General features: G+C 65.9%; 18 protein-coding genes and 1 pseudogene. 8 read left to right on the top strand and 11 right to left on the bottom strand.

All coding sequences use genetic code 11. The features are described from left to right. Positions 1–63: 63 nt before the first annotated feature. On the bottom strand, positions 64–1,017 hold the full coding sequence (locus tag AB4Y40_RS28610; RefSeq protein WP_368690706.1) for a LysR family transcriptional regulator: 954 nt from the start codon (positions 1,015–1,017) through the stop codon (positions 64–66). Positions 1,018–1,127: 110 nt separating this feature from the next. Between AB4Y40_RS28610 and AB4Y40_RS28605 the strand changes: the two genes are divergently transcribed. Further along, the gene (locus AB4Y40_RS28605) at positions 1,128–2,144 is read left to right on the top strand and encodes an NAD(P)-dependent alcohol dehydrogenase (RefSeq protein WP_368690705.1); all 1,017 of its coding nucleotides are present in this window, start codon (positions 1,128–1,130) and stop codon (positions 2,142–2,144) included. A gap of 68 nt (positions 2,145–2,212) precedes the next feature. Here the strand turns inward: AB4Y40_RS28605 and AB4Y40_RS28600 are convergent, their stop codons facing one another. The 5 genes and pseudogenes from AB4Y40_RS28600 to AB4Y40_RS28580 form a co-directional block, all read right to left on the bottom strand. After that, a complete protein-coding gene (locus AB4Y40_RS28600; RefSeq protein WP_368690704.1) occupies positions 2,213–3,565 on the bottom strand; it encodes a TRAP transporter large permease in 1,353 nt (450 codons plus the stop codon). A gap of 7 nt (positions 3,566–3,572) precedes the next feature. After that, on the bottom strand, positions 3,573–4,052 hold the full coding sequence (locus tag AB4Y40_RS28595; RefSeq protein WP_368604437.1) for a TRAP transporter small permease: 480 nt from the start codon (positions 4,050–4,052) through the stop codon (positions 3,573–3,575). A gap of 78 nt (positions 4,053–4,130) precedes the next feature. Continuing rightward, the gene (locus AB4Y40_RS28590; RefSeq protein WP_368690703.1) at positions 4,131–5,132 is read right to left on the bottom strand and encodes a TRAP transporter substrate-binding protein; all 1,002 of its coding nucleotides are present in this window, start codon (positions 5,130–5,132) and stop codon (positions 4,131–4,133) included. Between the two features lie 70 nt (positions 5,133–5,202). Further along, positions 5,203–5,485: pseudogene (locus AB4Y40_RS28585) on the bottom strand (porin); the annotation flags it as partial. Between the two features lie 370 nt (positions 5,486–5,855). Then, complete coding sequence (locus AB4Y40_RS28580) at positions 5,856–6,848, bottom strand: LacI family DNA-binding transcriptional regulator (RefSeq protein ID WP_368690702.1); 993 nt, start codon at positions 6,846–6,848, stop codon at positions 5,856–5,858. A gap of 175 nt (positions 6,849–7,023) precedes the next feature. On the opposite strand from AB4Y40_RS28580, the gene AB4Y40_RS28575 reads away from it, so the two are divergent. The 3 genes from AB4Y40_RS28575 to AB4Y40_RS28565 all read left to right on the top strand — a co-directional run bounded on the left by AB4Y40_RS28575 (position 7,024) and on the right by AB4Y40_RS28565 (position 9,879). Beyond that, positions 7,024–7,857: an NAD-dependent epimerase/dehydratase family protein gene (locus AB4Y40_RS28575; protein WP_368690701.1), complete on the top strand. Its 834-nt coding sequence runs from the start codon at positions 7,024–7,026 to the stop codon at positions 7,855–7,857. 295 nt (positions 7,858–8,152) lie between these two features. Further along, a complete protein-coding gene (locus tag AB4Y40_RS28570; protein ID WP_368690700.1) occupies positions 8,153–8,551 on the top strand; it encodes a helix-turn-helix domain-containing protein in 399 nt (132 codons plus the stop codon). Positions 8,552–8,589: 38 nt separating this feature from the next. Then, the gene (locus AB4Y40_RS28565; protein ID WP_368690819.1) at positions 8,590–9,879 is read left to right on the top strand and encodes a type II toxin-antitoxin system HipA family toxin; all 1,290 of its coding nucleotides are present in this window, start codon (positions 8,590–8,592) and stop codon (positions 9,877–9,879) included. Positions 9,880–9,885: 6 nt separating this feature from the next. On the opposite strand, the gene AB4Y40_RS28560 is transcribed toward AB4Y40_RS28565, so the two are convergent. After that, on the bottom strand, positions 9,886–10,794 hold the full coding sequence (locus AB4Y40_RS28560; protein WP_368690699.1) for a LysR substrate-binding domain-containing protein: 909 nt from the start codon (positions 10,792–10,794) through the stop codon (positions 9,886–9,888). A 134-nt stretch (positions 10,795–10,928) separates the two neighbouring features. Here AB4Y40_RS28560 and AB4Y40_RS28555 point away from each other — a divergent pair, with 134 nt between their 5' ends. The 3 genes from AB4Y40_RS28555 to AB4Y40_RS28545 are packed head-to-tail and all read left to right on the top strand — an operon-like array spanning position 10,929 to position 14,800. Continuing rightward, positions 10,929–12,347 (top strand): M20 family metallopeptidase, encoded by a 1,419-nt coding sequence (locus AB4Y40_RS28555; protein ID WP_368690698.1) that lies wholly within the window; start codon positions 10,929–10,931, stop codon positions 12,345–12,347. Positions 12,348–12,357: 10 nt separating this feature from the next. Beyond that, positions 12,358–13,665 (top strand): MFS transporter, encoded by a 1,308-nt coding sequence (locus AB4Y40_RS28550; RefSeq protein WP_368690697.1) that lies wholly within the window; start codon positions 12,358–12,360, stop codon positions 13,663–13,665. Positions 13,666–13,705: 40 nt separating this feature from the next. Beyond that, positions 13,706–14,800: a serine hydrolase domain-containing protein gene (locus tag AB4Y40_RS28545; RefSeq protein WP_368690696.1), complete on the top strand. Its 1,095-nt coding sequence runs from the start codon at positions 13,706–13,708 to the stop codon at positions 14,798–14,800. On the opposite strand, the gene AB4Y40_RS28540 is transcribed toward AB4Y40_RS28545, so the two are convergent. From AB4Y40_RS28540 to AB4Y40_RS28530, 3 genes are all read right to left on the bottom strand, one after another. Further along, the gene (locus tag AB4Y40_RS28540; RefSeq protein ID WP_368690695.1) at positions 14,797–17,820 is read right to left on the bottom strand and encodes an FAD-binding and (Fe-S)-binding domain-containing protein; all 3,024 of its coding nucleotides are present in this window, start codon (positions 17,818–17,820) and stop codon (positions 14,797–14,799) included. The two genes, AB4Y40_RS28545 and AB4Y40_RS28540, sit on opposite strands and share 4 nt — an antisense overlap. 6 nt (positions 17,821–17,826) lie before the next feature. Then, positions 17,827–19,113, bottom strand: coding sequence for an MFS transporter (locus tag AB4Y40_RS28535; RefSeq protein ID WP_368690694.1), 1,287 nt, complete (start codon positions 19,111–19,113; stop codon positions 17,827–17,829). A gap of 135 nt (positions 19,114–19,248) precedes the next feature. After that, positions 19,249–20,466, bottom strand: coding sequence for an alanine--glyoxylate aminotransferase family protein (locus tag AB4Y40_RS28530; RefSeq protein ID WP_368690693.1), 1,218 nt, complete (start codon positions 20,464–20,466; stop codon positions 19,249–19,251). 162 nt (positions 20,467–20,628) lie between these two features. Between AB4Y40_RS28530 and AB4Y40_RS28525 the strand changes: the two genes are divergently transcribed. Next, positions 20,629–21,345, top strand: a complete 717-nt coding sequence (locus AB4Y40_RS28525) for a GntR family transcriptional regulator (protein ID WP_368690692.1) — start codon at positions 20,629–20,631, stop codon at positions 21,343–21,345. Between the two features lie 26 nt (positions 21,346–21,371). On the opposite strand, the gene AB4Y40_RS28520 is transcribed toward AB4Y40_RS28525, so the two are convergent. Beyond that, entirely contained in the window at positions 21,372–22,325 is a 954-nt protein-coding gene (locus tag AB4Y40_RS28520) for a LysR family transcriptional regulator (protein ID WP_368690691.1), read from the bottom strand. Positions 22,326–22,352: the final 27 nt, after the last annotated feature.

Here is a 22,352-nt window from a genome sequence, read left to right as displayed (position 1 = left end):
CTCCTGGGATCAAACATAAGCGGCGCGCCTGTCGCGCTCAACGGAAACCTTGATGAAATTTCGTCAATTTTCGTCCGGGTCGATGAGGTCCATCGGGTTCATAGGGTCTTGTTCAGTGCCGAGCATGCGCGAAATATCCGCGACGAGCGCATCCACGGCCACGCGCACCTTCGACGGTATGTGCCGCGCCTTCTGCCGCACGACGTGAACTTCGTCGCCCATCACGCTCTTGCTGTCCATGACGAGTTCGAGCCGACCGTCGCTCAGATACGGGCTCATGAGCCAGCACGGCAGCCACGCGAGACCGGCGCCGGCGGCGGCCGCGTCGGCGATCGCCAGCAGGTCGTCGAAGCACAGCCGCGACGCGAGCCGGCACTCCTCGACTGCGCCGCCGGGGCCGCGCACGCGCCACGCCGGGCTCTGTCCCGCGCGGCCATAGGCGATGCCGGTGTGCGTGGCGAGCGCCGCGACGTCCGCGGGCTTGCCGTGCTGCGCGAGATACGCCGGCGACGCGCAGATGCCCATGCGCTGCACCCCGAGCCGGCGCGCGACGAGCGTGCCGTGGTCGGGCAGCGTGCCGATGCGCACGGCCAGATCGAAGCCGTCCTCGACGAGATCGGCCACGCGGTCGCTGAACGAGAGTTCGACATTGAGACGCGGATGCGCCTCGACGAGCCGCCGCACCACGGGCGCCACGCACTGGCGCCCGAACAGCACCGGCGCGCTGATCCGCAGGCGCCCCGCCGGCTCGCGCCGTCCGTGATCGAACGCGGCTTCCACGGCGCTCAGCTCGCCCAGCACGCGGCGGCACTGTTCGTAGTAGGCGTGGCCTTCGTCGGTAAGGCTCAAGCTGCGCGTGGTCCGCTGCAGCAGGCGCACGCCGAGGCGCTGTTCGAGCCGCGCGACGATCTTCGCGACCGCCGAGCGCGTCACGCCAAGGCGCTCGCCCGCGGCGGAGAAGCTGCCCGCGTCCACCACGTCCACGAATTCGGCCACGCCGCTCAGGCGGTCGTTCATATCCCCACTCCTTTTGTATCCCTTACGGCGACAACCAAGCTCCAGAATCTCACCAATGTCGCCTCGCAAGCAACACTATCATAGGTGTTCCCACTCGTACTGGAGCAGTCATGAACGCATGGAAACTGAAGGCCGGCAGCGGCCATGGCGCACTCGTGCGCGCCGACTTCACGCCGCGCACGCCCGGCCCGCATGACGTGGTCGTGAAGATTCACGCGGCCTCGCTCAACTATCGCGACCTGATGTTCGCGCGCGGCGATTACCTCGGTCTTGGCGACACGCCGCTCGTGCCGGTCGCCGACGGAGCGGGCGAAGTGGTCGAAGTCGGCGCGGCCGTCACGCGCTTCAAACCCGGCGACCGCGTGATCAACACCTACTTCCCGCATTGGGTGGACGGCCCGCCCACGCCGTCGAAAGTGCGCGAGACGCCCGGTGCGCAATTCGACGGCGTGCTCGCCGAACGCTTCGTCGCCGCGGAAACTTCGCTCGTTGCGATTCCCGCGCACCTGAACTACGAGGAAGCCGCGACGATCTCGTGCGCCGGCATCACCGCCTGGAACGCGATCTTCGCCGATGGCGGCGCACGGCCCGGCGCGACCGTGGTGCTGCTCGGCACCGGCGGCGTGTCGATCTGGGCGTTGCAACTCGCCCATGCGGCGGGCTTGCGGACCATCATCACGTCGTCGAGCGACGAGAAGCTCGAACGCGCCCGCACGCTAGGCGCGAGCGAGACGATCAACTATCGTTCGCATCCCGAATGGCAGGACGAAGTGCTGCGGCTCACGGGCGGCGAAGGTGCGGATATCGTCGTGGAAGTGGGCGGACGCGATACGCTGCCGCGCTCGGTGGCGGCCGCGAAGATGAGCGGGCTCGTGACGATCATCGGCGGCGTGACGAGTTTCGCGGGCCCCGAACTGGGACTGCTTGCGGTGATCGGCGGAATCAAACGTCTGCACGGCATCATGGTCGGCAGCCGCGCGATGCTCGACGACCTCACGCGTTTCGTCGCCGCCCAGCAGATTCGCCCCGTGGTGGATCGCGTGTTCGCATTCGACGAAGCGCCCGAAGCTTATGCATGGCTGGAAGCCGGCAAGCATTTCGGCAAGGTGGTGATACGCTTGGCCTGACGGCACGTATGCAGAAAAGCGAGGCGGGCACGCCAGGTGCCCGCTTCTTTTTGGATGTCCCGGTCGCTTTAGAAAACCGGATGCCCGTTGATCACGCTGGGCAGCCACGTCGAGAAGAACGGAAAGTAGGTGACCAGATTGATCGCGCTAAAGATCGCGAGATAGTACGGCCACGCGACCTTGGTCGTCTCCCCGATCGACACGTCGCCGATTGCACAGCCGATGAACTGCACCGAGCCGATTGGCGGATGCACGAGGCCGAGTGCGCAGTTCAGCAGGATCATGATGCCGAACTGCACCGGGCCCACGCCGCTATGCATGGCGAGCGGCAGGAACAGCGGCGTCGTGATGAGGATGTGCGCCGCCATGTCGATGAACGTGCCCAGAAACACCTGGATGATGTTGATGTAGAGAAGCATCAGCCAGGGTAGCGTCGTGGCATGTTCGAGCACGCGCTCGATGGCCTCCGGAATCTCCAGATACGCCATCTGATAGCGCAGCATGTTCGACACCGCGATCAGCAGCAGCACGACGCCCGTCGTCTTGGCCGCGCGCGAGAGGGCGAAGAACAGCTTCTCCTTCGTCATCGAGCGATACACGACCACGGTGAGCGCGAGCGAATACACCACGGCAATCGCGGCCGCTTCGGTTGCGGTCGCAATGCCCCGCGCCACGCAGAACAGAATGATCGCGATCACGAGCAGCCCGGGCAGCGCGCCGAGGAACGCCCGCACCACGGCGAGCCAGCCGGGAAACACCTGCAGCCTGGTCGAACCGTCCGCACTGCGCGGATAGCCGAAGCGGCGCGCCTGCCAGTACGCGGCAACCAGCACGAAGCCCATGACCCACAACACCGGCAGCAGGCCCGAGAACAGCAGGTCGCCAATCGACACGCCGCTCATCTGCTGGCCGTTCAGCGTGCCCGTGATGCCTTGCGCCGCGAACGCGTAGATGATCATGTTCGTCGAGGTGGGCATCAACGCGCCCGCCAGCGACGAGTGCGTCGTCACGTTGACGGCGTAGGCCGCGCTATAGCCCTCGCGCTTCATGAGCGGAATGACCACGCCGCCCATGGCCGACGTGTCGGCGGAAGGCGAACCGGAAACGCCGCCGAACAACGTGCAGGCGACGACATTGGCCATGCCGAGACCGCCGCGAAAATGCCCCACGGTGGCCTGGGCGAAGCGCAGGATGCGGTCGGCAATGCCGCCGTGCAGCATCAGCTCACCGGAGAAGATGAAGAACGGCACCGCGAGAAACGAAAACGCGTTCATGCCCGAGATCATCGACTGCATGGCAGTCGCGGCCGGCAGTCCTTCGTAAAGGTACGTGCTGACGCAGGCGAGACCGAGGGAGAAAGATACCGGCACCCCAACGGCGAGGAGCACCAAAAAACTGAGCGAAAGAATTGCGAGTTCCATGTTTTCCCTACTTTGCCTTGCGTACGAACAGCGCCAGCAGATGCTCGAGCGAGAACAGCACGATGCAGGTGCCGGCCACGACCGGAATGACATAGCGCACCGCTTCCGGTATGCCGAGAATCGCGATGTGGTCGTCCATGGTCGTGTCCGCCATTTGCAGGCAGCCGAAGAAAATCGCCACGCCGAGCGCGATCAGGCAGAGGTGCTGGAACGCCTCCGCGATCAACTGCCCCCGCGGGGACAGCTTCTTGACGAGCGAATCGAGACCGATATGGCCGCGCTCGCGCACCTTGAGCGCGGCGCCGAACATGGCGATCGTGACCACCAGCAACAACGCGACCGGCTCGACGAAATCCGGCGCGCTCTCGAACACGTAGCGCATGATCACGCCGTAGAAGACGAGAACCGTCAGCGCGGCGAGCGCGACCGAGGCAACGATCGTCAGCAGGCGAAACAGCAAATCGTTGGGGAGTTTCAGGAAAGTCATGATCCATCCTTGCACGGCACACACGACACAACTGCGTTGCTTCGGCTCCGCGCCGCTCGCGACGCGGAGCCCCGGGCTTTAGTGAATCGCCTGGATTTCGTCCACGATCTTCTTCATGTCGGCCGTCTTTTCATACTTCGTCCAGACCGGCTGCATCGCCTTCACGAAGGCCGCGCGATCGACCTGCGCGGCCGGAATGATGGTCGCGCCGCCCTTCTCCACCGTCTTGCCCGCCGTATCTTCGCGCGCCGTCCAGAGCTTTACGTAGTACGGCACCGAGTCGGCGGCCGCCTTCTTGATGATCTCCTGCTCCTGCGGCGTGAGCGTGTCCCATACCTTCTTCGAGAACACGAGCACTTCCGGCGTCATCGCGTGATCGGTCTCGGAGTACACCTGCGCCACTTCGTAGTGCCTGGTTTCCTCGTACGACGGCAGGTTGTTTTCCGCTGCGTCCACGAGGCCGGTCTTCAGGCCCGTATAGACTTCGGCGAACGGCATCGGCGTGGGCGTGCCGCCCATCGCCTTGATTTCGTCGACCATGAGGTCGGACGGCTGCACACGCACCTTCAGGCCCTTCATGTCGGCCGGCGACTTGATCGGACGCTTCGCGTAGATCGAGCGCGCGCCGCTCTCGTAGAACGTCAGCGCGATCATGCCCTTGGCCTTGAACGCGTCGAGAATCTTCTGGCCTTCGGGGCCGTACATCACCTTGCGGAAATGGTCGATGTCGCGAAAGAGGAACGGCAGCGAGGGAATCATCGATTCCGGCACGATCTCGTTGAACGCGGCGCCATTGGCGCGCACCATGTCGAGCGCGCCGATGCGCACCTGATCGATCGTGTCGTTCTCCGAACCGAGCGCGCTGTTGCCGAACACCTTGATGGAATCCTTGCCGCCCGTGGCCTGCGAAATTTCCTCGCCCATGTGCTTGAGCGCCATGTTGGTCGGGAAGGTGTCGCTGTGCACGTCGGCGACGCGGAACACGCGCGCGTGCGCGGCGCCTGCGGTGAGCGCGAGCGCCGCCGCCAGAACGGTCATTGCGGCGCGTGCGCTACGTGAATTGCGAAAGGTCTTTTTCATCGCTTGCCCCAAGAATGGATGAGTTGTTTTCGAGCCGTGTTTGGGCTGATTCGCTGGCCAACCGGGTGTCTCATAACCGGTGGATGATGCCTGCACCTGCTGCGACCATGCTGCGTGACGAAGACGGCGCGGCCTGGAAGCCGTCGCCGCTCGTTGCGGTCGCGTTGATGATCTGCGTAGCGTTGCCTGCGGGCGTGAGGGTCTTGCCGTTGGCACGCTGGAAAGCCTGCAACGCGTAAAGTCCCGTGCGCCTGGAACGCGTGAAGGACTGCGAGAGATTGAACTGCCGGTATTGCGCGGTGCTCGTGATGCCGTTGGCTCGCGTGGCGCGTGTCGGTGTAGCCGGTCGCAAAGACCTGCGTCGGGACTGGCTTCCCGTGCAGGACGACGCAAAGGCGGGTGCGGCGCCCGCAATCGCCACCCCGACCACAGCGCACTTCAACCGGCGCCTGTTCTCCGCCATTTCCCGATCTCCTTTTGTTCTTCGCGCGCCATTTCTGGAAAACGTTTTCTCGAAATTTAATGCGTTCCTTTTGAAATGGCTAGTAGGTAGTTACGCGGAGCGGCGCAGGGTCGGCGCAGGGTCGGCGCAGGGTCGGCGCAGGGTCGGCGCAGGGTCGGCGCAGGGTCGGCGCGGGCGAGGCGGCGGATCGGGAGCGGGCGTGGCGAGGCCGCCGGCCGTTGTCTGGCGGCCAGCGCGGGGGATCTACAGCGATCAGGAAATCAGCGGCAGGCGACGGTCGAGTCGCGCACGACGAGGCGGGGTTCGAGCACGACCTGCTCGACATCGGCGCGGCCGGCGAGGACGTCGATGAGCTTTTGCATGGCCAGCTCGCCCATGCGCTCGCTCTGCCCGTCGATCGTGGTGAGGCGCGGCTCGACATATTCGCCGTAGGGCACGTTGTCGATGCCGGCGACCGAGACGTCCTGCGGCACGCGAAAGCCGAGCGACCGGGCCTCCTTCATGAAGCCGAGCGCGATCAGGTCGTTGTAGCAGATCACCGCCTGCGGGCGCTTCGGTCCCAGCATCACCCGCGAGCAGGCCTGCTCGCCCGCCTGGGCGGTCGGCGCGTGCGTCTCGTAGACGTCGAGCGTGAGGCCGGCCTCGGCCAGCGCCTCGGTGGCGCCGGCAATACGCTCGTCGTTGATGGTCGCCGCGGCGAAGCCCAGATAGGCCACATGGCGGTGCCCGAGATTGAGCAGGTGGCGCACCAGCATGGACGTCGCGAGCCGGTTGTCGAATCCCACGGTGGGCATGTCGAGCCCGCGCACGGTCCGGAGCATGACGACCGGCTTGCCCAGATTCATCGTCCACCGGGCGATCTCCTCGGAAGCCCGCGAGCTGACGATCAGCCCGTCCACGCGCGGCGCGAGCGCTTCGATGAGCGAGCGCTCGCGCGCGAGATTCTCTTCGGCGTCCACGAGAAGCAGCGTGTAGTCGTGCTGGAGCGCCACGCGGTTCGCGCCCTTGACCACGTTCGTGAAGTGCGGGTTCGCGATGTCCAGAATGGCGATGCCGATGGTGCGCGTGCGCCCCGTGATCATCGAGCGCGCCAGCGGATTGGAGCGGTAGCCGAGCCGCTCGATGGCGTCCTTGACCTTCGCTTCCACCGCCGGCGAAAAGCGCTGCGTGCCGTTCACGTACTTCGATACCGTCGCGACCGAGACGCCGGCCATGGCGGCGACATCGCGAATCGTCGGGGAACCACTTTTCATAGATTGGCAACGCCAGGGAGGATCGACGGCGAGCATTGTCGCAGAAACGGACCTGGGGTGAACCCCGGGTATTCGCCGCAGGTATTCCTCCATTGACGCTGCGACTCGCGATGGCTATATTCGGAAAACGTTTTCCTCGCGTTTTCCATATCAAAATAATTCCCAGGGAGCCCTGATGTCGCAACACTCACTTGCAGCCAAACCGTTCGGCCGCCTTCTTCTCACTGGCGCGGGCGGCAATCTGGGCCGTCAGTTGCGCGGCGCGCTCGCGAACTGGGCCGACGTCGTGCGCGTCAGCGACATCACGGAACTGGGCGAGGCGGCGCCGCACGAGGAAACGCGCCGCGTCGACCTCTCGGACCGCGAGGCGGTCATGCAACTCGTGGAAGGCGTGGATGCGATCGTGCACCTGGGCGGCATCTCCATCGACGCGCCGTTCGACGATCTGCTCGAAGCCAACATCCGCGGCACGTACAACCTCTATGAAGCCGCGCGCAAGCACGGCATCAAGCGCATCGTCTACGCCAGCTCCAATCACGTCACGGGCTTCCATCCTGTGACGAGCGTGCTCGATACCGATGCCGCGCACCGGCCGGACAGCCTGTACGGCGTGACGAAATGCTTCGGCGAATCGCTGTCGCGCTATTACTTCGATCGCTTCGGCATGGAAACCGTCTGTCTGCGCATCGGTTCGTCGTTCGAAGAACCGAAGAACGCACGCATGCTCGTCACGTTCCTGAGCTATCGCGACTTCATCGAACTCGTGCGCTGCTCGCTGTTCACCAACCGCGTGGGCCATGCGATCGTCTATGGCGTGTCGGACAACCCGGCAAGCTGGTGGGACAACGGCAAGGCGGGTTTCCTCGGCTACCGGCCGCGCGACAGCTCGGCGGCGTACGCCGAGCGCTTCCCGGCGACCGCGCCGAACGCCGAGCTGGCCGACGCCGCGCAGCAGTATCAGGGCGGACCGTTCGTGCTTGGCGAGCCGATGCAAGGCGCCGAACTCTGATCGGAGTCCTGATAGAAAGCGGAGACTGGCGCAGACGCCTGAAAGCAGACCGCTCTGGCCGCGAAGCGGCTGGGGCGGGGTTGGGCGGCGATTGACAGTTAGTTGCACATTCGCCGGCACCACGCGCGCCCAAGGCGCCCTCGCCCGGCAGCGAATACAACCTGCAGGCTGTATTTTCAAATTACAGCCTGTGATTTGTATTTTTACTTTACAGGGTATAGACTGTATTCGACCGCGCCGCGCGTTTCCGTTTGCCGCGGCCGTCTGCATCGGCATGTCGCCGCCCGGAGTTGCCGTGGACTACCCTCTCAAGACCCTGAGCCAGCTGCGCCCGATTCTCGTCGGCTTCCGCAAGAAGGCCGGCCTCACCCAGCAAGACCTCGCCGCACGGCTCGGCATCTCGCAGCAGAGCTATGCCGCGTTCGAGGCGAATCCCGAAGCGGCGAGCGTCGAACGGCTCGTGCGGGTCCTGCGGCTCCTCGACGTCGAAATCAAGCTCGGCGCGCCCGAAGCCAAGGCCTCGCCGGTCGCTGCGAAAGCCACACCCCGGCCGGCAAAGACGCCTGCAGCCACCGCCAGGATGTCGAGCGCGGCCAAGCCCCCGGCCGGCCGCAAACGCACCCGCACCACGCCAGAGGCCGCAGCGCCGCAGCGCCAGTCCACCGCCCGCCGCAAGCCGAGGGAGGACTGGTGAGCGCACGCCCCCGCCTGCCCAACCGGCTCGACCTGTGGATGAACGGCCTGCCGGTCGGATACTGGGAGAACGCGCGCGGCAACGAACGCCTCGTCTACCTCGACAGCTGGCTCGACGACGAGCAAGGCCGCCCCCTCTCCCTTTCGCTGCCGTTCACGCCCGGCAACCAGCCCTACAGCGGCCAGATCGTCGCGGACTATTTCGACAATCTGCTGCCGGACAGCGACCGCATCCGCAGACGCATCGCCGCGCGCTACCAGACCGGCGGCACCTCGCCGTTCGAACTGCTCGCTACGCTCGGCCGCGATTGCGTGGGTGCGCTGCAGATTCTTCCCGCTGGCGTTGCTCCCACCGGCCTGAAGAGCATCAAGGGGCGCGCCCTGAGCGACGGCGACATCGCGCAACTCCTGCGCGATACCACCGCCACGCCGCACGCGGGCGAGCACGATGCCGTGGACAGCCTGCGGCTGTCGATCGCGGGGGCGCAGGAAAAGACCGCGCTGCTGCGGCATGGCGGCGAGTGGCTGCTTCCGCAGGGCAGCACGCCGACCACGCACATCCTGAAGCTGCCGCTCGGCCTCGTCGGCAATATGCGCGCCGACATGCGCACTTCGGTGGAAAACGAGTGGCTGTGCACGCAAATCATCGCGGCGTACGGTCTGCCCGTCGCACCGTGCGAAATCGCGCAATTCGAGGACACGAAGGCACTGGTCGTGGAGCGCTTCGACCGGCGTCTCGCGAGCGACGCGAAATGGATCGTGCGCCTGCCGCAGGAGGATCTGTGCCAGGCCACGGGCACGTCCGGCCTCGCCAAATACGAAGCCGACGGCGGCCCCGGCATCGACGCAATCATGCAGGTGCTGGACGGCTCCGCGCAAGCCACGGCCGACCGCCGCAACTTCTTCGTCACGCAGGTCATCTTCTGGCTGCTCGCGGCCACGGACGGCCACGCGAAGAACTACAGCATTGCGCTGCTGCCCGGCAGCCAGTACGCGGCCACGCCGCTCTACGACGTGCTCAGCGCGCATCCGGTCATCGGCCGGGGCCGCAATCATATTGCACCACAACGCGTGAGCCTTGCGATGGCCGTGCGCGGACGCAACCGGCACTACCGCGTCGAGGAGATCTATCCGCGCCACTGGATCGCGCAGGGCCAGCGCGTGGGATTCGCCGCGGCGGAGGTCGAAGCGATGCTTGCGCAGTTGGCGGCGCAAACACCGCGCGTGATCGAAGCCGTCGCGGCGCAGATCCCCGCCGGCTTCCCCGCAGACGTAGCCGACGCCGTTTTCGCCGGCATGCGCCGGCTCGCCGCGCGGCTCACCGCGTAGGCAAAATCAGCCGCACACGAGCTCCTCGCCGTCGATCGCGCGCGTGAGCAGGTCGAGGAAGGCCTGCATGGTCTGCGGCAGCGTGCGGCCCGCCATCGTCTGGATCTGCAGCGTACGCTGATGCAGCTCCGGATTCGTGAGCGGCACGGCGGCCAGCCCCTCCACCTCGAGACGGCCGCGCACGGTCAGAAAACCGGTGAACGTCACGGCATCGGTCAGGCGTACGAATCGTTGCAACGCCACATGATAGTTGCTGACGAACACCGGCTCGAAGATCAACCCTTCGAGGCTGCAGGCGATGTCGAGCAGTTGGCGGATCGTCACGCCCTGGCTGTTCATGGCGACCGGCCACGGGATCAGATCGCGCAGCGACAGCGACTCGCTCGCCGCCAGCGGATGATCGCGCCGCATCAGCGCGAAGATCGGCGCACGCTGCGAACAGTGCACGGCAATCTCCTTCTCGGGCGCGACGCTGAAGCACAACGCGATATCGGCCGTGCCCTCGCGCACACGCTGCGTTGCAACAGAAGGCGCCGACACGTCCAGCTGAAAATGCGTTTGCGGGTACGTCCGGAGAAAGTGCGCAAACACCTGCGGCAGAAAATCCGGCGCGAGGCCTTCGGAACTCGCCACGCGGATGGTCGCGCGGCCGCCCTCGCTCAGCCCGCGAATCTCGCCGACCACGCGCTCCGTTTCGAGCAGGCTGCGCCGCGCGTGCTCGGCCAGCATGCGTCCCGCCTCGCTCAGCACCATGCCGCGCGGGCGCCGTTCGAATAGCGGCGTGCCGAGTTCTTCTTCGAGCCGGGCGATCTGGCGGCTGAGCGCCGAAACGGCGACGTAGAGCCGCTCGGACGCCTTGCTCAGCGAGCCGCTGCGGGCCACTTCCAGAAAATAGCGCAGTGCGGTGTTGTCCATGTCGATGCGCGCGGTCTCGTCCGCTTTGCCGTTTCGGCAAAGATAAATCACAAATATTGTAATTGTGCAGAAATATCGGCGGTTGCACGATCGTTCGACGGCTGCAGACGGCCTCAACCAGAGGGAGACGCGCGTTGACCCGTGACACCGCCATTCAAACCGCAACCGCTCAATACGATTCAGGCCGCTTCCTGAACGATCTGCGCCGCCGCGTGGCGTTTCGCACCGAGAGCCAGGAGCCGGAGAGCGGCGGCCGTTTGCGCAGCTATCTGGACGAAGAACTCACGCCGCTGCTCACCCAATGGGGTTTCACCTGCCGGGTCGTCGAGAATCCCGCCAAAGGCGCGGGCCCGTTCCTGATTGCCCACCGCCACGAAGACGACGCGCTGCCCACCGTGCTCAGCTACGGCCACGGCGACGTGGTGCGCGGCTACGACGCGCAGTGGCGCGCGGGCCTCACGCCATGGGACGTGACCGTCGACGGCGAGCGCTGGTACGGCCGCGGCACCGCCGACAACAAAGGCCAGCACAGCATCAACCTCGCGGCACTCGAGGCGGTGCTCGACGCGCGCGGCGGCCGGCTCGGCTTCAACCTCAAGCTGCTGTTCGAAACGGGCGAGGAAGTGGGCTCGCCGGGCCTGCACGAACTGTGCACGCGGCTGCGCGACGAACTCGCCGCCGACGTGCTGATCGCCTCCGACGGACCGCGCCTCTCCGCGCACCGCCCGACGATCTTTCTCGGCTCGCGCGGCCTCGTCAATTTCAGGCTCGAACTCACGCTGCGCGAAGGCGGCCATCATTCGGGCAACTGGGGCGGCCTGCTGCGCAATCCGGGCGTCGTGCTCGCGAATGCGATCGCTTCCATGGTCGATGCGCACGGCAAGATCCTCGTCGATGGCCTGCGCCCGCCGCCGATTCCGGAATCCGTGCGCCGCGCGCTCGCCGAAATTCGCGTGGGCGGCAATCCGGGCGAGCCCGAGATCGATCGCGATTACGGCGAGCCGGGCCTCACGCCCACCGAGCGCGTGTTCGGCTGGAACAATCTGGAAGTACTCGCGTTCCGCACGGGCAACCCTGAGAAGCCCGTGAACGCGATTCCGCCGCACGCCATCGCTTACCTGCAGATCCGCTTCGTCGTCGGCACGAACTGGCAGGACCTCGAACGGATCGTGCGCGCGCACCTCGGCGCGCACGGCTTCGACATGATCGAACTCGAAGTGGAACGCGGCGCACCGGCCACGCGTGTCGATCCCGACAACGCCTGGGTGCAGTGGGCGCTACGCTCGCTGCGCGAGACCACGGGCGCCGACCCCGTGCTGCTGCCGAACCTGGGCGGCACGCTGCCCAACGAGGTATTCGCCGAGGTGCTCGGCATGCCCACGCTGTGGGTGCCGCATTCGTATCCAGGCTGCTCGCAGCACGCGCCGAACGAGCACCTGCTCGGCCCGGTCGTGCGCGACGGGCTGCGCATCATGGCTGGCCTCTTCTGGGACCTCGGCGCAAGAGAGGCCGGCGCGTCCAACCCCGCACCGCATCCAACCACGCTTGCATGAGGACGTCCCAATGAGCATCGAATCCCTACCCGCGCACGGCAGCGAACACTGGTCAGAGCCCGCTCAAGGCACGTCAGGCAAGAACGTCTCGCGGCTCATCCTCGCGACTTCGATCGGCAACGCGCTCGAGTTCTACGACCTGCTGGCGTACGGCTACTTCGCCTCGACGCTCTCCAAGCTCTTCTTCCCCGTTCACAACGCGACGATGTCGCTGCTGCTCACGCTCGGCACCTTCGCGCTCTCGTACCTCGCACGGCCGGTCGGCGCGCTCGTGCTCGGCTCGTACAGCGACCGCAAGGGCCGCAAGGCGTCGCTCACGCTCTCCATTGCGATGATGACGATCGGCACCGGCATGGTCGCGCTGATGCCCACCTACGCGACGATCGGCATCCTCGCGCCCATCGGCATTTTTGCCTCGCGTCTTCTACAGGGCTTTTCGGCGGGCGGCGAGTTCGGCAGTTCGACCGCCTTCCTGATCGAGCACGCGCCGCAGCGCAGCGGTTTCATGTCGAGCTGGCAGTTCTCGAGCCAGGGCGCGAGCACGCTGCTCGTCTCCTTGTTCGGCGCGGTGCTCACGGGCATGCTCACGCAGCCGCAGCTCGAAGGCTGGGGCTGGCGCATTCCATTCCTGTTCGGCGTGCTGATCGGTCCCGTGGGTCTTTATATCCGCAGACGCATGGACGAAACGCCCGAATTCGAGCGCATCGAAAAAGCCGAGTCGCCCGTGCGCGAACTGTTCGCCACGCAGAAGTCGCGTGTGATCGCATCGATCGGCGTGCTGATCCTGACCACGTCGGCCCAGTACGTGCTGCTCTACATGCCGACTTATGCCGCGCGGCAGCTCGGCCTCGCGCCTTCGTCGGGCTTCATTGCCACGCTCGTGGCCGGCCTGATCGCCATCGTGCTCACGCCGATCGTGGGCCACTGGTCGGACAAAGTGGGCCGCACGCGCATCATGTTCGTGGCGGGCGTGCTGTTCCTGCTCACCGTCTATCCCGCGTTCGTGTTCGTCAATACCCATCCTTCGCTGCCCTCGCTGCTGGCCGCCGTGGTCTGGATCGCGGTGCTGAAGGTCACCTACTTCGCCTCGATTCCGGCGCTCATGGCCAGCTTCTTCCCCACGCGCACGCGCACCACGGGCATGGCGCTCGCCTATAACGTCGGCACGACCGTGTTCGGCGGCTTCACGCCGCTGGCCGTGGCCTCGCTCATTGCGGCGACGGGCAACAATCTCGCGCCGGGGCTCTGGCTGATGTTCGCGGCCGTGCTGAGCCTCGCCACGCTGATCTGGGCCAGCGTACGCCTCGGCGCCCGTTGAAACGGCGCCTTACAAGAACACCAACAGGAAACACGCACGTATGCAACACGATTTGCCGCAGGAAGTTCAGGACGCCATCCAGTTTTCCGTCGATCACGAATCGGCATGGGACCGCAATGCCGATGGCAACTTCGGCGTGCACGTGAACGACCCGCCACCGTGGAACCGCTTGCTGGGCCCCATTCACGACCGCGGCCCCGTGTCCGGCGCCATCGCCGTGAATGGACAGCCACTCGCGCAATGGGGCGCGCCCGATCGGCCCGATCTGACCTTCAGCATCGCGAAGACGTATCTGGCGCTGCTTGCGGGCGTGGCGCACGACCGCGGCCTGCTGCCCGATCCCGACGAGCCCGTCCACGTGCGCGTGCCCGGCATCGGCTTCGATGATGCCCACAACGCCCAGGTCACGTGGACGCATCTGCTGCAACAGACGAGCGAATGGCAAGGCACGTGCTTCGGCCTCTCCGATCAGGCCGATCACTATCGCGCCGTCACGTTCGGCGAGCCGCCCGATGGGAAAAAGGGCGACTTGCGCCCGTTGCGCGCGCCAGGCACGTATTGGGAATACAACGACGTGCGCATCAACCAGCTTTCGTTCGCGCTCCTACGCCTGTTCGGTCGTTCGTTACCCGAAGTCTTTCGCGAGACGATCATGCGACCCGTCGGCGCGAGCGAGAACTGGCAATGGGTCGGCTACGACGACGCGTGGATCGACCTGGGCGGCCGACGCGTGCAGTCGGTGCCGGGCGGCTCGCATTGGGGCGGCGGCATGTCGGTGAGCGCCAACGATCAGTTGAAGGTCGCACAAATGCTGCTCGACGATGGCGTCGCCGCGGGCCGCCGCGTGCTTTCGAGCGAATGGATCGCGCGCATGCGCACGCCCTGTCCGCTCGCGCCGTTTTACGGTTCGCTGGTCTGGCTCAACACGGGGCGGCGCATGTTTCCGGGCGTGCCGGAGTCGAGCTGGTTCGGCGTCGGCGCGGGCAGTTCGTTCATGTGGATCGAGCCCGAGCGCAGGATCGCGCTGATCGTGCGCTGGCTCGATTCACAATTCGCCGATGCGTTCTTCGGCAAGATGCTGCACGCCGTGGATGCCGTGCGCGCGCGCCAGGGCGCGAGCACGCTGGCGACCTAGCGCATCGCCATTTCCAGCACCCGCGCCACGTGCAGCGCCGTGGCGTTTGCGCCGTCGTGGATCTGGTGGCGGCAGCTCGTGCCGTCCGCCACGACGAGATCGGCGCGATCCACCTTGCGCACGGCGGGCAACAGCGCCAGCTCGGCCATCGCCAGCGAAGCTTCGTAGTGCTCCGCTTCGTAGCCGAAGCTGCCCGCCATCCCGCAGCATGACGATTCGATCGGCTTGACCTCGAGGCCCGGAATCCAGCCTAGCACCGTGAGCACGGGCCGGAAGGCATCGAACGCTTTCTGGTGGCAGTGGCCGTGCACCCACGCGCGCGGCGCGTCGAGTTCGTGCAAGGTCAGATCGAAGCGGCCCGCGCCCTTTTCGCGCACGAGGAATTCCTCGAACAGGAACGCCGCGGCCGACAGCTCGCGCGCTTCGTCGCCGTAGCCGTATTGCAGGAATTCGTCGCGCATCGAGAGCAGGCACGAAGGTTCGAGCCCGACGATCGACACGCCGCGCGCCACGAACGGCATGAGCGTATCGAGCAGGCGCCGCGCCTCGTGCTTCGCCTCGTCCACCAGCCCCGCAGCGAGGAACGTGCGGCCGCAGCAGAGCGGGCGCTCTTCGCCGCGCACGTTGAAGTGCACGAAATAGCCGGCCGCTTCGAGCACGCGTTTCGCGGCGCGGGCGTTTTCGGGCTCGAAGTTGTCGTTGAAGGTGTCGACGAACAGCACCACTTCCTTCGTTGCCGCTGCTGCGTCGGGCTTTGCGGCCGCGACCTCAGCAAGGAACGAAGGCCGGAACTGCGGCAGCGAGCGTTGCGGCGCGATGCCGAGCACGCGCTTCGCCCACGCGGAGACCAGCGGAATGCGCTCGCCCGCCGCCGCAAGGCCGCCCGCTTGCGCCACGCGTCGCGCATAGCGCGGTAAATACGCAATCGTCTTCTCGCGCAGCTTGAGGCCGTGCTTCGTGTTCCAGGCCGCGCGCGCCTCGATCTTCAGCTTCGCCATGTCCACGCCGGTCGGACAGTCGCGCTTGCAGCCCTTGCACGAGACGCACAGGTCGAGCGTGTCCTTGACGTCGTCGCTCGCGAGTCCGTCCTCGCCCAGCTGCCCTGAGATCGCGAGCCGCAACGTGTTCGCGCGACCGCGCGTCACGTGCTTCTCGTCTTTCGTCACGCGGTAGCTCGGGCACATCGTGCCCGCGTCGAACTTGCGGCAGTGGCCGTTGTTGTTGCACATCTCCACGGCTTTCGCGAGGCCGCCCGTCAGGTCGTCGCCGCTGCCGGGCGGCGTTTCCACACCCGTCAGCGGATCGCGGCCCACGTCCCACGCCGACCAGTCGAGCATCGGCCGCATCTGGCGCTCGCGATAGCCCGGCGCGAAGCGGAACAGCTTCGCGTCGTCCATCTTCGGCGGCCGCACGATCTTGTCGGGATTGAAGCGGTTCTCCGGGTCGAACAGCTGCTTGATTTCCATGAACGCCTGGTTGATCTTCGGTCCGTACTGCCAGGCAATCCATTCGCCGCGGCACAAACCGTCACCATGCTCGCCCGAAAACGCGCCCTTGTACTCGCGCACCAGTTCCGCAGCCTGCTCCCCTATCGCGCGCATTTTGGCCGCGCCGTCGCGGCGCATGTCGAGTATCGGCCGCACATGCAGCGTGCCGACGCTCGCGTGCGCGTACCACGTGCCTTCGGTACCGTGCCGATGGAAGATTTCGGTCAGGCGGCTCGTGTACTCCGCGAGATGTTCGAGCGGCACCGCGCAGTCCTCGATGAACGAGACGGGCTTGCCGTCGCCCTTCATGCTCATCATGATGTTCAGGCCCGCCTTGCGCACTTCCCACAGCGCCTTTTGCTCGTTTGCATCGGTCATCTTCACGACCGAGTCCGGCAGACCGTGGTCGCCCATCAGCTCGACCAGTTCATCGAGGCGGCGCAGTTGGGCGTCGCGTTCGTCGCCCGCGAACTCGACCAGCAGGATCGCATCGGGCCTGCCCACCAGCGCCTTTTCGATCACCGGCTTGAAGCCCGGATTGCCGAGCGCGAGTTCGATCATCGTGCGATCGACCAGTTCGACCGCAGTCGGCTTGAGCTTGACGATGTGCTGCGCCGAGTCCATCGCCTGCCAGAACGTAGGAAAGCTCACCACGCCCAGCGTTTTGTGCGCGGGCAGCGGCGCGAGCTTCAGCGTGATCTGCCGGCTGAACGCGAGCGTACCTTCGGAGCCCACGAGCAGATGCGCGAGATTCGCCACGCCGTCGTCGGTATACGCGAGCGGGTTCTGGCAATCGAACAGGTCGATGTTGTAGCCGGCCACGCGGCGCAGCACCTTCGGCATGCGTTCGGCGATCTCGCCGCGCTCGCGCGTGGCGATGCGCTGCACGCCTTCGAGCAGCGCCGCCAGCCGCGCGCCTTCGTGCGGCAGGTTCAGCGACTGGAAGCGCGCTTCGGTGCCGTCCGCGAGAATGGCGTCGATGCCGAGCACGTTGTGCACCATGTTGCCGTATTCGATCGAACGCGAGCCACACGAGTTGTTGCCCGCCATGCCGCCGATCGTGCACTGCGCGGCCGTCGAAACGTCCACGGGAAACCACAACCCGTGCGGCTTGAGCCACGCGTTCAGATGATCGAGCACGACGCCCGGTTCGACCGTCACCGTGCGCGCGTCGGCGTCGAACTCGACGATGTTGTTGAGCCACTTCGACGTGTCGATCACGAGCGCCTCGCCCACCGTCTGCCCGCACTGGCTCGTACCCGCGCCGCGCGCCAGCACGGGAGCGTGCGCGAGGCGCGCCACTTCCAGCGCGGCGCGCAAATCGTCCTGATCGCGCGGCACGACCACGCCGATGGGCATGATCTGATAGATCGAGGCGTCGGTCGCGTAACGGCCGCGGCTCGCGGCGTCGAACAACACGTCGCCGCGCAGCGCTTCACGCAGGCGCCGCGCGAGCGGCGAGCCGTGGCCCGCGCTCGAGGGAACGAGATGAACCGGCTTGACCAGCATGCCCGAGGTGCGTGCGCCTTCCATCGCCGTTCACACTCCTTGACGGGAACCCGCGGGTTCCTCAGCCTTCTTGCCCAGCTCGAAGCGGCTCTCCGGCTGCATGCGGAACGCGAGAATCACGCCGCACCCCATCAGCACCATGCTGCCCACGAACGGCAGGTCCCAGTTGCCGAAGCGGTCGATCAAAAAGCCGCCCACCACGGGCGAGATGATCGCGGCCAGCGCCGAACCCGTGTTCATCATGCCGCTCGCCGTGCCCGAGAACTCCGGGGCGATGTCCATGGGAATCGCCCACATCGGCCCGATCGTCATTTCGGCGAAGAAGAAACCCGCCGCGAGGCACGCCATGGAGATGACGGGATCGTGCACGAACATCAGCGGCACGAGCACGATCAGCGTGATCAGCATGCAGACGGAGACCATCCAGCTGCGCGCGCGCTTGAGGTTGCCCGTGCGCTGAAAGAGCCAGTCGGTCACGAGGCCGCCGAGCGTGTCGCCCACCACGCCCGCGAGGAACACCACCGAGGCGAAGATCGCCGACTTGCCCAGCTGCAGGTGATAGTTGTGCAGGAAGTATTGCGGAATCCAGCTAAGGAACAGCCACAGCGTCCAGCCGTAGCAGAAGTAGACGATCGTCACCGGAATCATGCGCTTGAAGAGCGCCATCCACGGCAGGCCGGTCACGCGCGGCTTGGGCGGCGGCAGGATCGCGAGTTCGGCCTCGGTGATGCGCGGGTGATCCTTCGGATGTTCGGTGAACGTGAACGCCCACACCACCACCCACAGCAGGCTGAGCGCGCCGCACACGTAGAACGATTCGCGCCAGCCGTAGCGCGCCATCACCAGCACGACCACCGCGGGCGCCACCGCATTGCCGATGCGCGACGCGGAGTGCGTGATGCCCTGCGCGAAGCCGCGCCGCTCTTTCGCGACCCAGCGCGACATGGCCGAGGTCGAGGCGGGAAACGTCGCGCCCTCGCCGAAGCCGAGCAACAGGCGCGCGGCGAGCAGCGTGGCGAGGCCGCCCGCCATGCCCGTGAGAATCGTGGCCACGCCCCACAGCGCGCCGCAGAACAGCAGCGTGCGGCGCGCGCCGAAGCGGTCGCTCACCCAGCCGCCAATGATCTGAAACAGCAGATACGGATACGCAAACGCCGAAAAGACCAGCCCCACTTCGGTATGCGAGAGCTGGAACTCCTTGCCGAAGCCCGCCGCCGCCGTGCTCACGTTCACCCGGTCGAGGTAGGTGATGAAGTACATGATGCAGAGCATGATCAGCACGATGCTGCTCGCGCTCGTCAATCGAAACCGTTTCATCGTCAGTCTCCGTTGCTGGTTCTATCGGCCGCATCGCCCTTCTCGAAGTGGCGTCCGGCATGGGAACGACCCTGCATCACCCGGAATCGGCCTGGCATGCCGCGCCCCGTGCGCGGCATGGGCAAACGCGCCTCGTCAGGCGGCTTTCAGCGACACCACGTTGGGTTGCGCCGCGAGATATTCCATTGCGGCGGGCAAGCCGCTGTCCTTCAAGGGCACGCCCGCAATGCGCAGGCCCATCTCGCAGCCGGCCAGGGCCGCCAGCAGCGTGAGATCGTTGCAGTCGCCCAGATGCCCGATACGGAACATGCGCCCCTTGACCTTGCCGAGGCCCGTGCCGAGCGAAAGATCGAAGCGCTCGTAGATGAGCTTGCGCACGGCGTCCGCATCGACACCTTCGGGCATCATCACGCCCGTGAGCACGGGACTGTAGACGGCGGGATCGACGCACTGGATCTCGAGGCCCCACGCGCGCACGGCGCGCCGGCACGCCTCGCCCAGCCGCTGATGGCGCGCGAACACGTTGTCGAGCCCTTCGTCCTGCAGCATGTCGAGCGCTTCGCAAAGGCCGTAGAGCAGGTTCGTGTTGGGCGTATACGGCCAGTACCCGCTCTTGTTCATCTCGATGATCTCGGCCCAGCCCCAGAAGCTGCGCGGCAGCTTCGCATGCTCGCTCGCGGCCAGCGCCTTCGCCGAAACGGCGTTGAAACTGATACCCGGCGGCAGCATGAGACCCTTCTGCGAGCCGGAGACGGTCACGTCCACGCCCCATTCGTCATGGCGATAGTCCGCGCTCGCGAGACCCGAAATCGTGTCGACGAGCAGCAGTGCCGGGTGGCCCGCGGCGTCGATCGCGCGGCGCACCGCGGCGATGTCCGAGGTCACGCCAGTCGAGGTCTCGTTGTGCACCACGCACACCGCCTTGATGGCGTGCTGCGCGTCCTCGCGCAGCCGTTTTTCGATCATGTCGGCCTGCACGCCGCGCCGCCAGCCCTCGATGCCCGGCAGGCCGAGAAATTCCGGCTTCAGGCCGAGGCGTTCGGCCATCTGCTTCCATAACGCCGCGAAATGGCCCGTTTCATACATCAGCACCGTGTCGCCGGGGCTCAACGTATTGGCGAGCGCGGCTTCCCACGCGCCGGTGCCGGAGGCCGGATAGATCACCACCGGCTGCTGCGTCTTGAAGATCTTCTTGATGCCATCGAGCACCTTGAGTCCGAGCACGCCGAACTCGGGGCCGCGATGGTCGATGGTCGGATAGCTCATCGCGTGCAGGATGCGATCGGGCACCGGGCTCGGCCCCGGAATCTGCAGGAAATGGCGACCAGCGGGATGGAAATCGAGCTTCAACATACAATCGCTCCTGTTTTGAATTTTGCATTCAAAAAACTATAATCCAGTCAGCTCACGTATAGACAGACAATTCTGACGTGGTTTACCCCAATCACGCGTTGCTTCTTTGGGGTCCCGTCCTTGGGCTAGAATTCGCTGGAAATCGATGGAAATGCCTTTTGCATGCAAAACCCGAACCTGAACTCCTCTGCGATCAGCCCGGAACTGCCGCCCATTCCGCGCCAGCAACTCCATGACACCGTCGTCGACCATCTGCGACGGTTCATCGTGGAAGGCGTGCTCGAGGCCGGGCGCAAGCTCAACGAGCGCGAGCTATGCGAAACCCTGGGCATTTCGCGCACGCCGCTGCGCGAGGCGCTGAAGGTGCTCGCGTCCGAAGGGCTGATCGAGATTTCGCCGAATCGCGGCGCCTCGGTCTCGAAAATGTCGGAGGCGGAGTTGCGCGAGACCTTCGAACTCATGAGCGGGCTCGAAGCGTTTTCAGGCGAACTGGCCTGCGAGCGGATCACCTCGGCTGAGATCGCCGAGATCAAGGCGTTGCACTACGCCATGCTCGCCTGCCGCGCGCAGAACGATCTGGCCGGCTATTACAGCCGCAATCAGGCGATTCACGACAAGATCAACGAAGCGGCGCGCAATTCGGCGCTGCGGCAAACGTATATCGCGGTGAATCGCCGTTTGCAGGCGCTGCGGTTTCGCTCGAACTTCGAGACCCCGAAGTGGGACCGCGCGATTCAGGAGCACGGCGAGATGCTGGAGGCGCTCGACGCGCGCGACGGCAAGCGGCTGGCCGCGATACTGCGGCAGCATTTGCTCGCCAAACGCGATGCGGTGTTGCGGATCGGGGACACGCCTTCGGTGCAGGACGCCGGCAACTGATTCGTTGCGCGCGCAACGTCTTTCGACTACTTCGCCGCCGACTCCAGAAAACTCTGCGCCAACTGCTTCCTCAGGTGATCGGCGGCGGGCGAGAGCCTGCGGCCCACGCGCGTGACCATCTGGCTCGAAAAGCCCGCCGCGATCGGATGATCGATCGGCACGGCCACCAGCTCGCCCAGATCGATGCCGCGGCGCGCCGTAATCGACGACATGAACGCCACGCCCAGCCCGGCGGCTGCGAGCGTCTGCGCCGTGTTGAACAGGTCCACGCGATACGCCGGCATCACGTTCAGACGCGCGTCTTCGAACAGCGACTGCACGAAGTGCTGCACACCGAACGACTCGGTCATGAAGATCAGGCGCTCGCTGGCGAGTTCGGCGGGCGCCACCTTCTGCAGTTTCGCAAAGCGGTGCGAGGGCGCGACGAGCGCACAGAGCGGCCGCGACGCGAAGGGATGAATGCGCATGGCAGGGTCGTCGGAGGTACGCGTGCACAGGCCGATGTCGACGACGTCGTCGCGCACGAGCGACAGCACGACCGGCGTCGGTCCCGAGCGGATCTCCACGAGAATGTCCGGGTACGTCATCGAAAAGCGCTGCAGCGCCCGCGCGATCAGATTGCCGATGAAGCCCTCGCCCACACCCAGCGCCACGCGGCCGCGCCGCAGGTGCCGATACTCCTCCAGACGCGCGGCCAGATCGCGCTGGCGCCGCTGCCCGTCGCGATAATGGTCCACGAGCACCTGACCGATCTCGGTCACGGCCACGCTGCGCCCGCGCCGCTCGATCAACGGAAAGCGCAGCCGCCGCTCCAGCGCCGCCACCTGCCGGCTGATGACCGAGGCGTTGATACCCAAAGCCTCCGCGGCCATGCGCACGCCGCCCGCAGCCGCAATTTCGGCCAGATAGCGCAGCGGCCGCTCGCCGATATCGTCGATCGCGTCTCGCGCCGCATCTTCCCAATCCGCCTTTCCCCGCATTGCATTGCTCCTACCGCGCGCGCTGTC

The sequence above is a fragment of the Paraburkholderia sp. EG287B genome (assembly GCF_040965595.1).
GTDB lineage: Bacteria > Pseudomonadota > Gammaproteobacteria > Burkholderiales > Burkholderiaceae > Paraburkholderia.
This window is presented reverse-complemented; position numbering and strand designations above follow the sequence as displayed.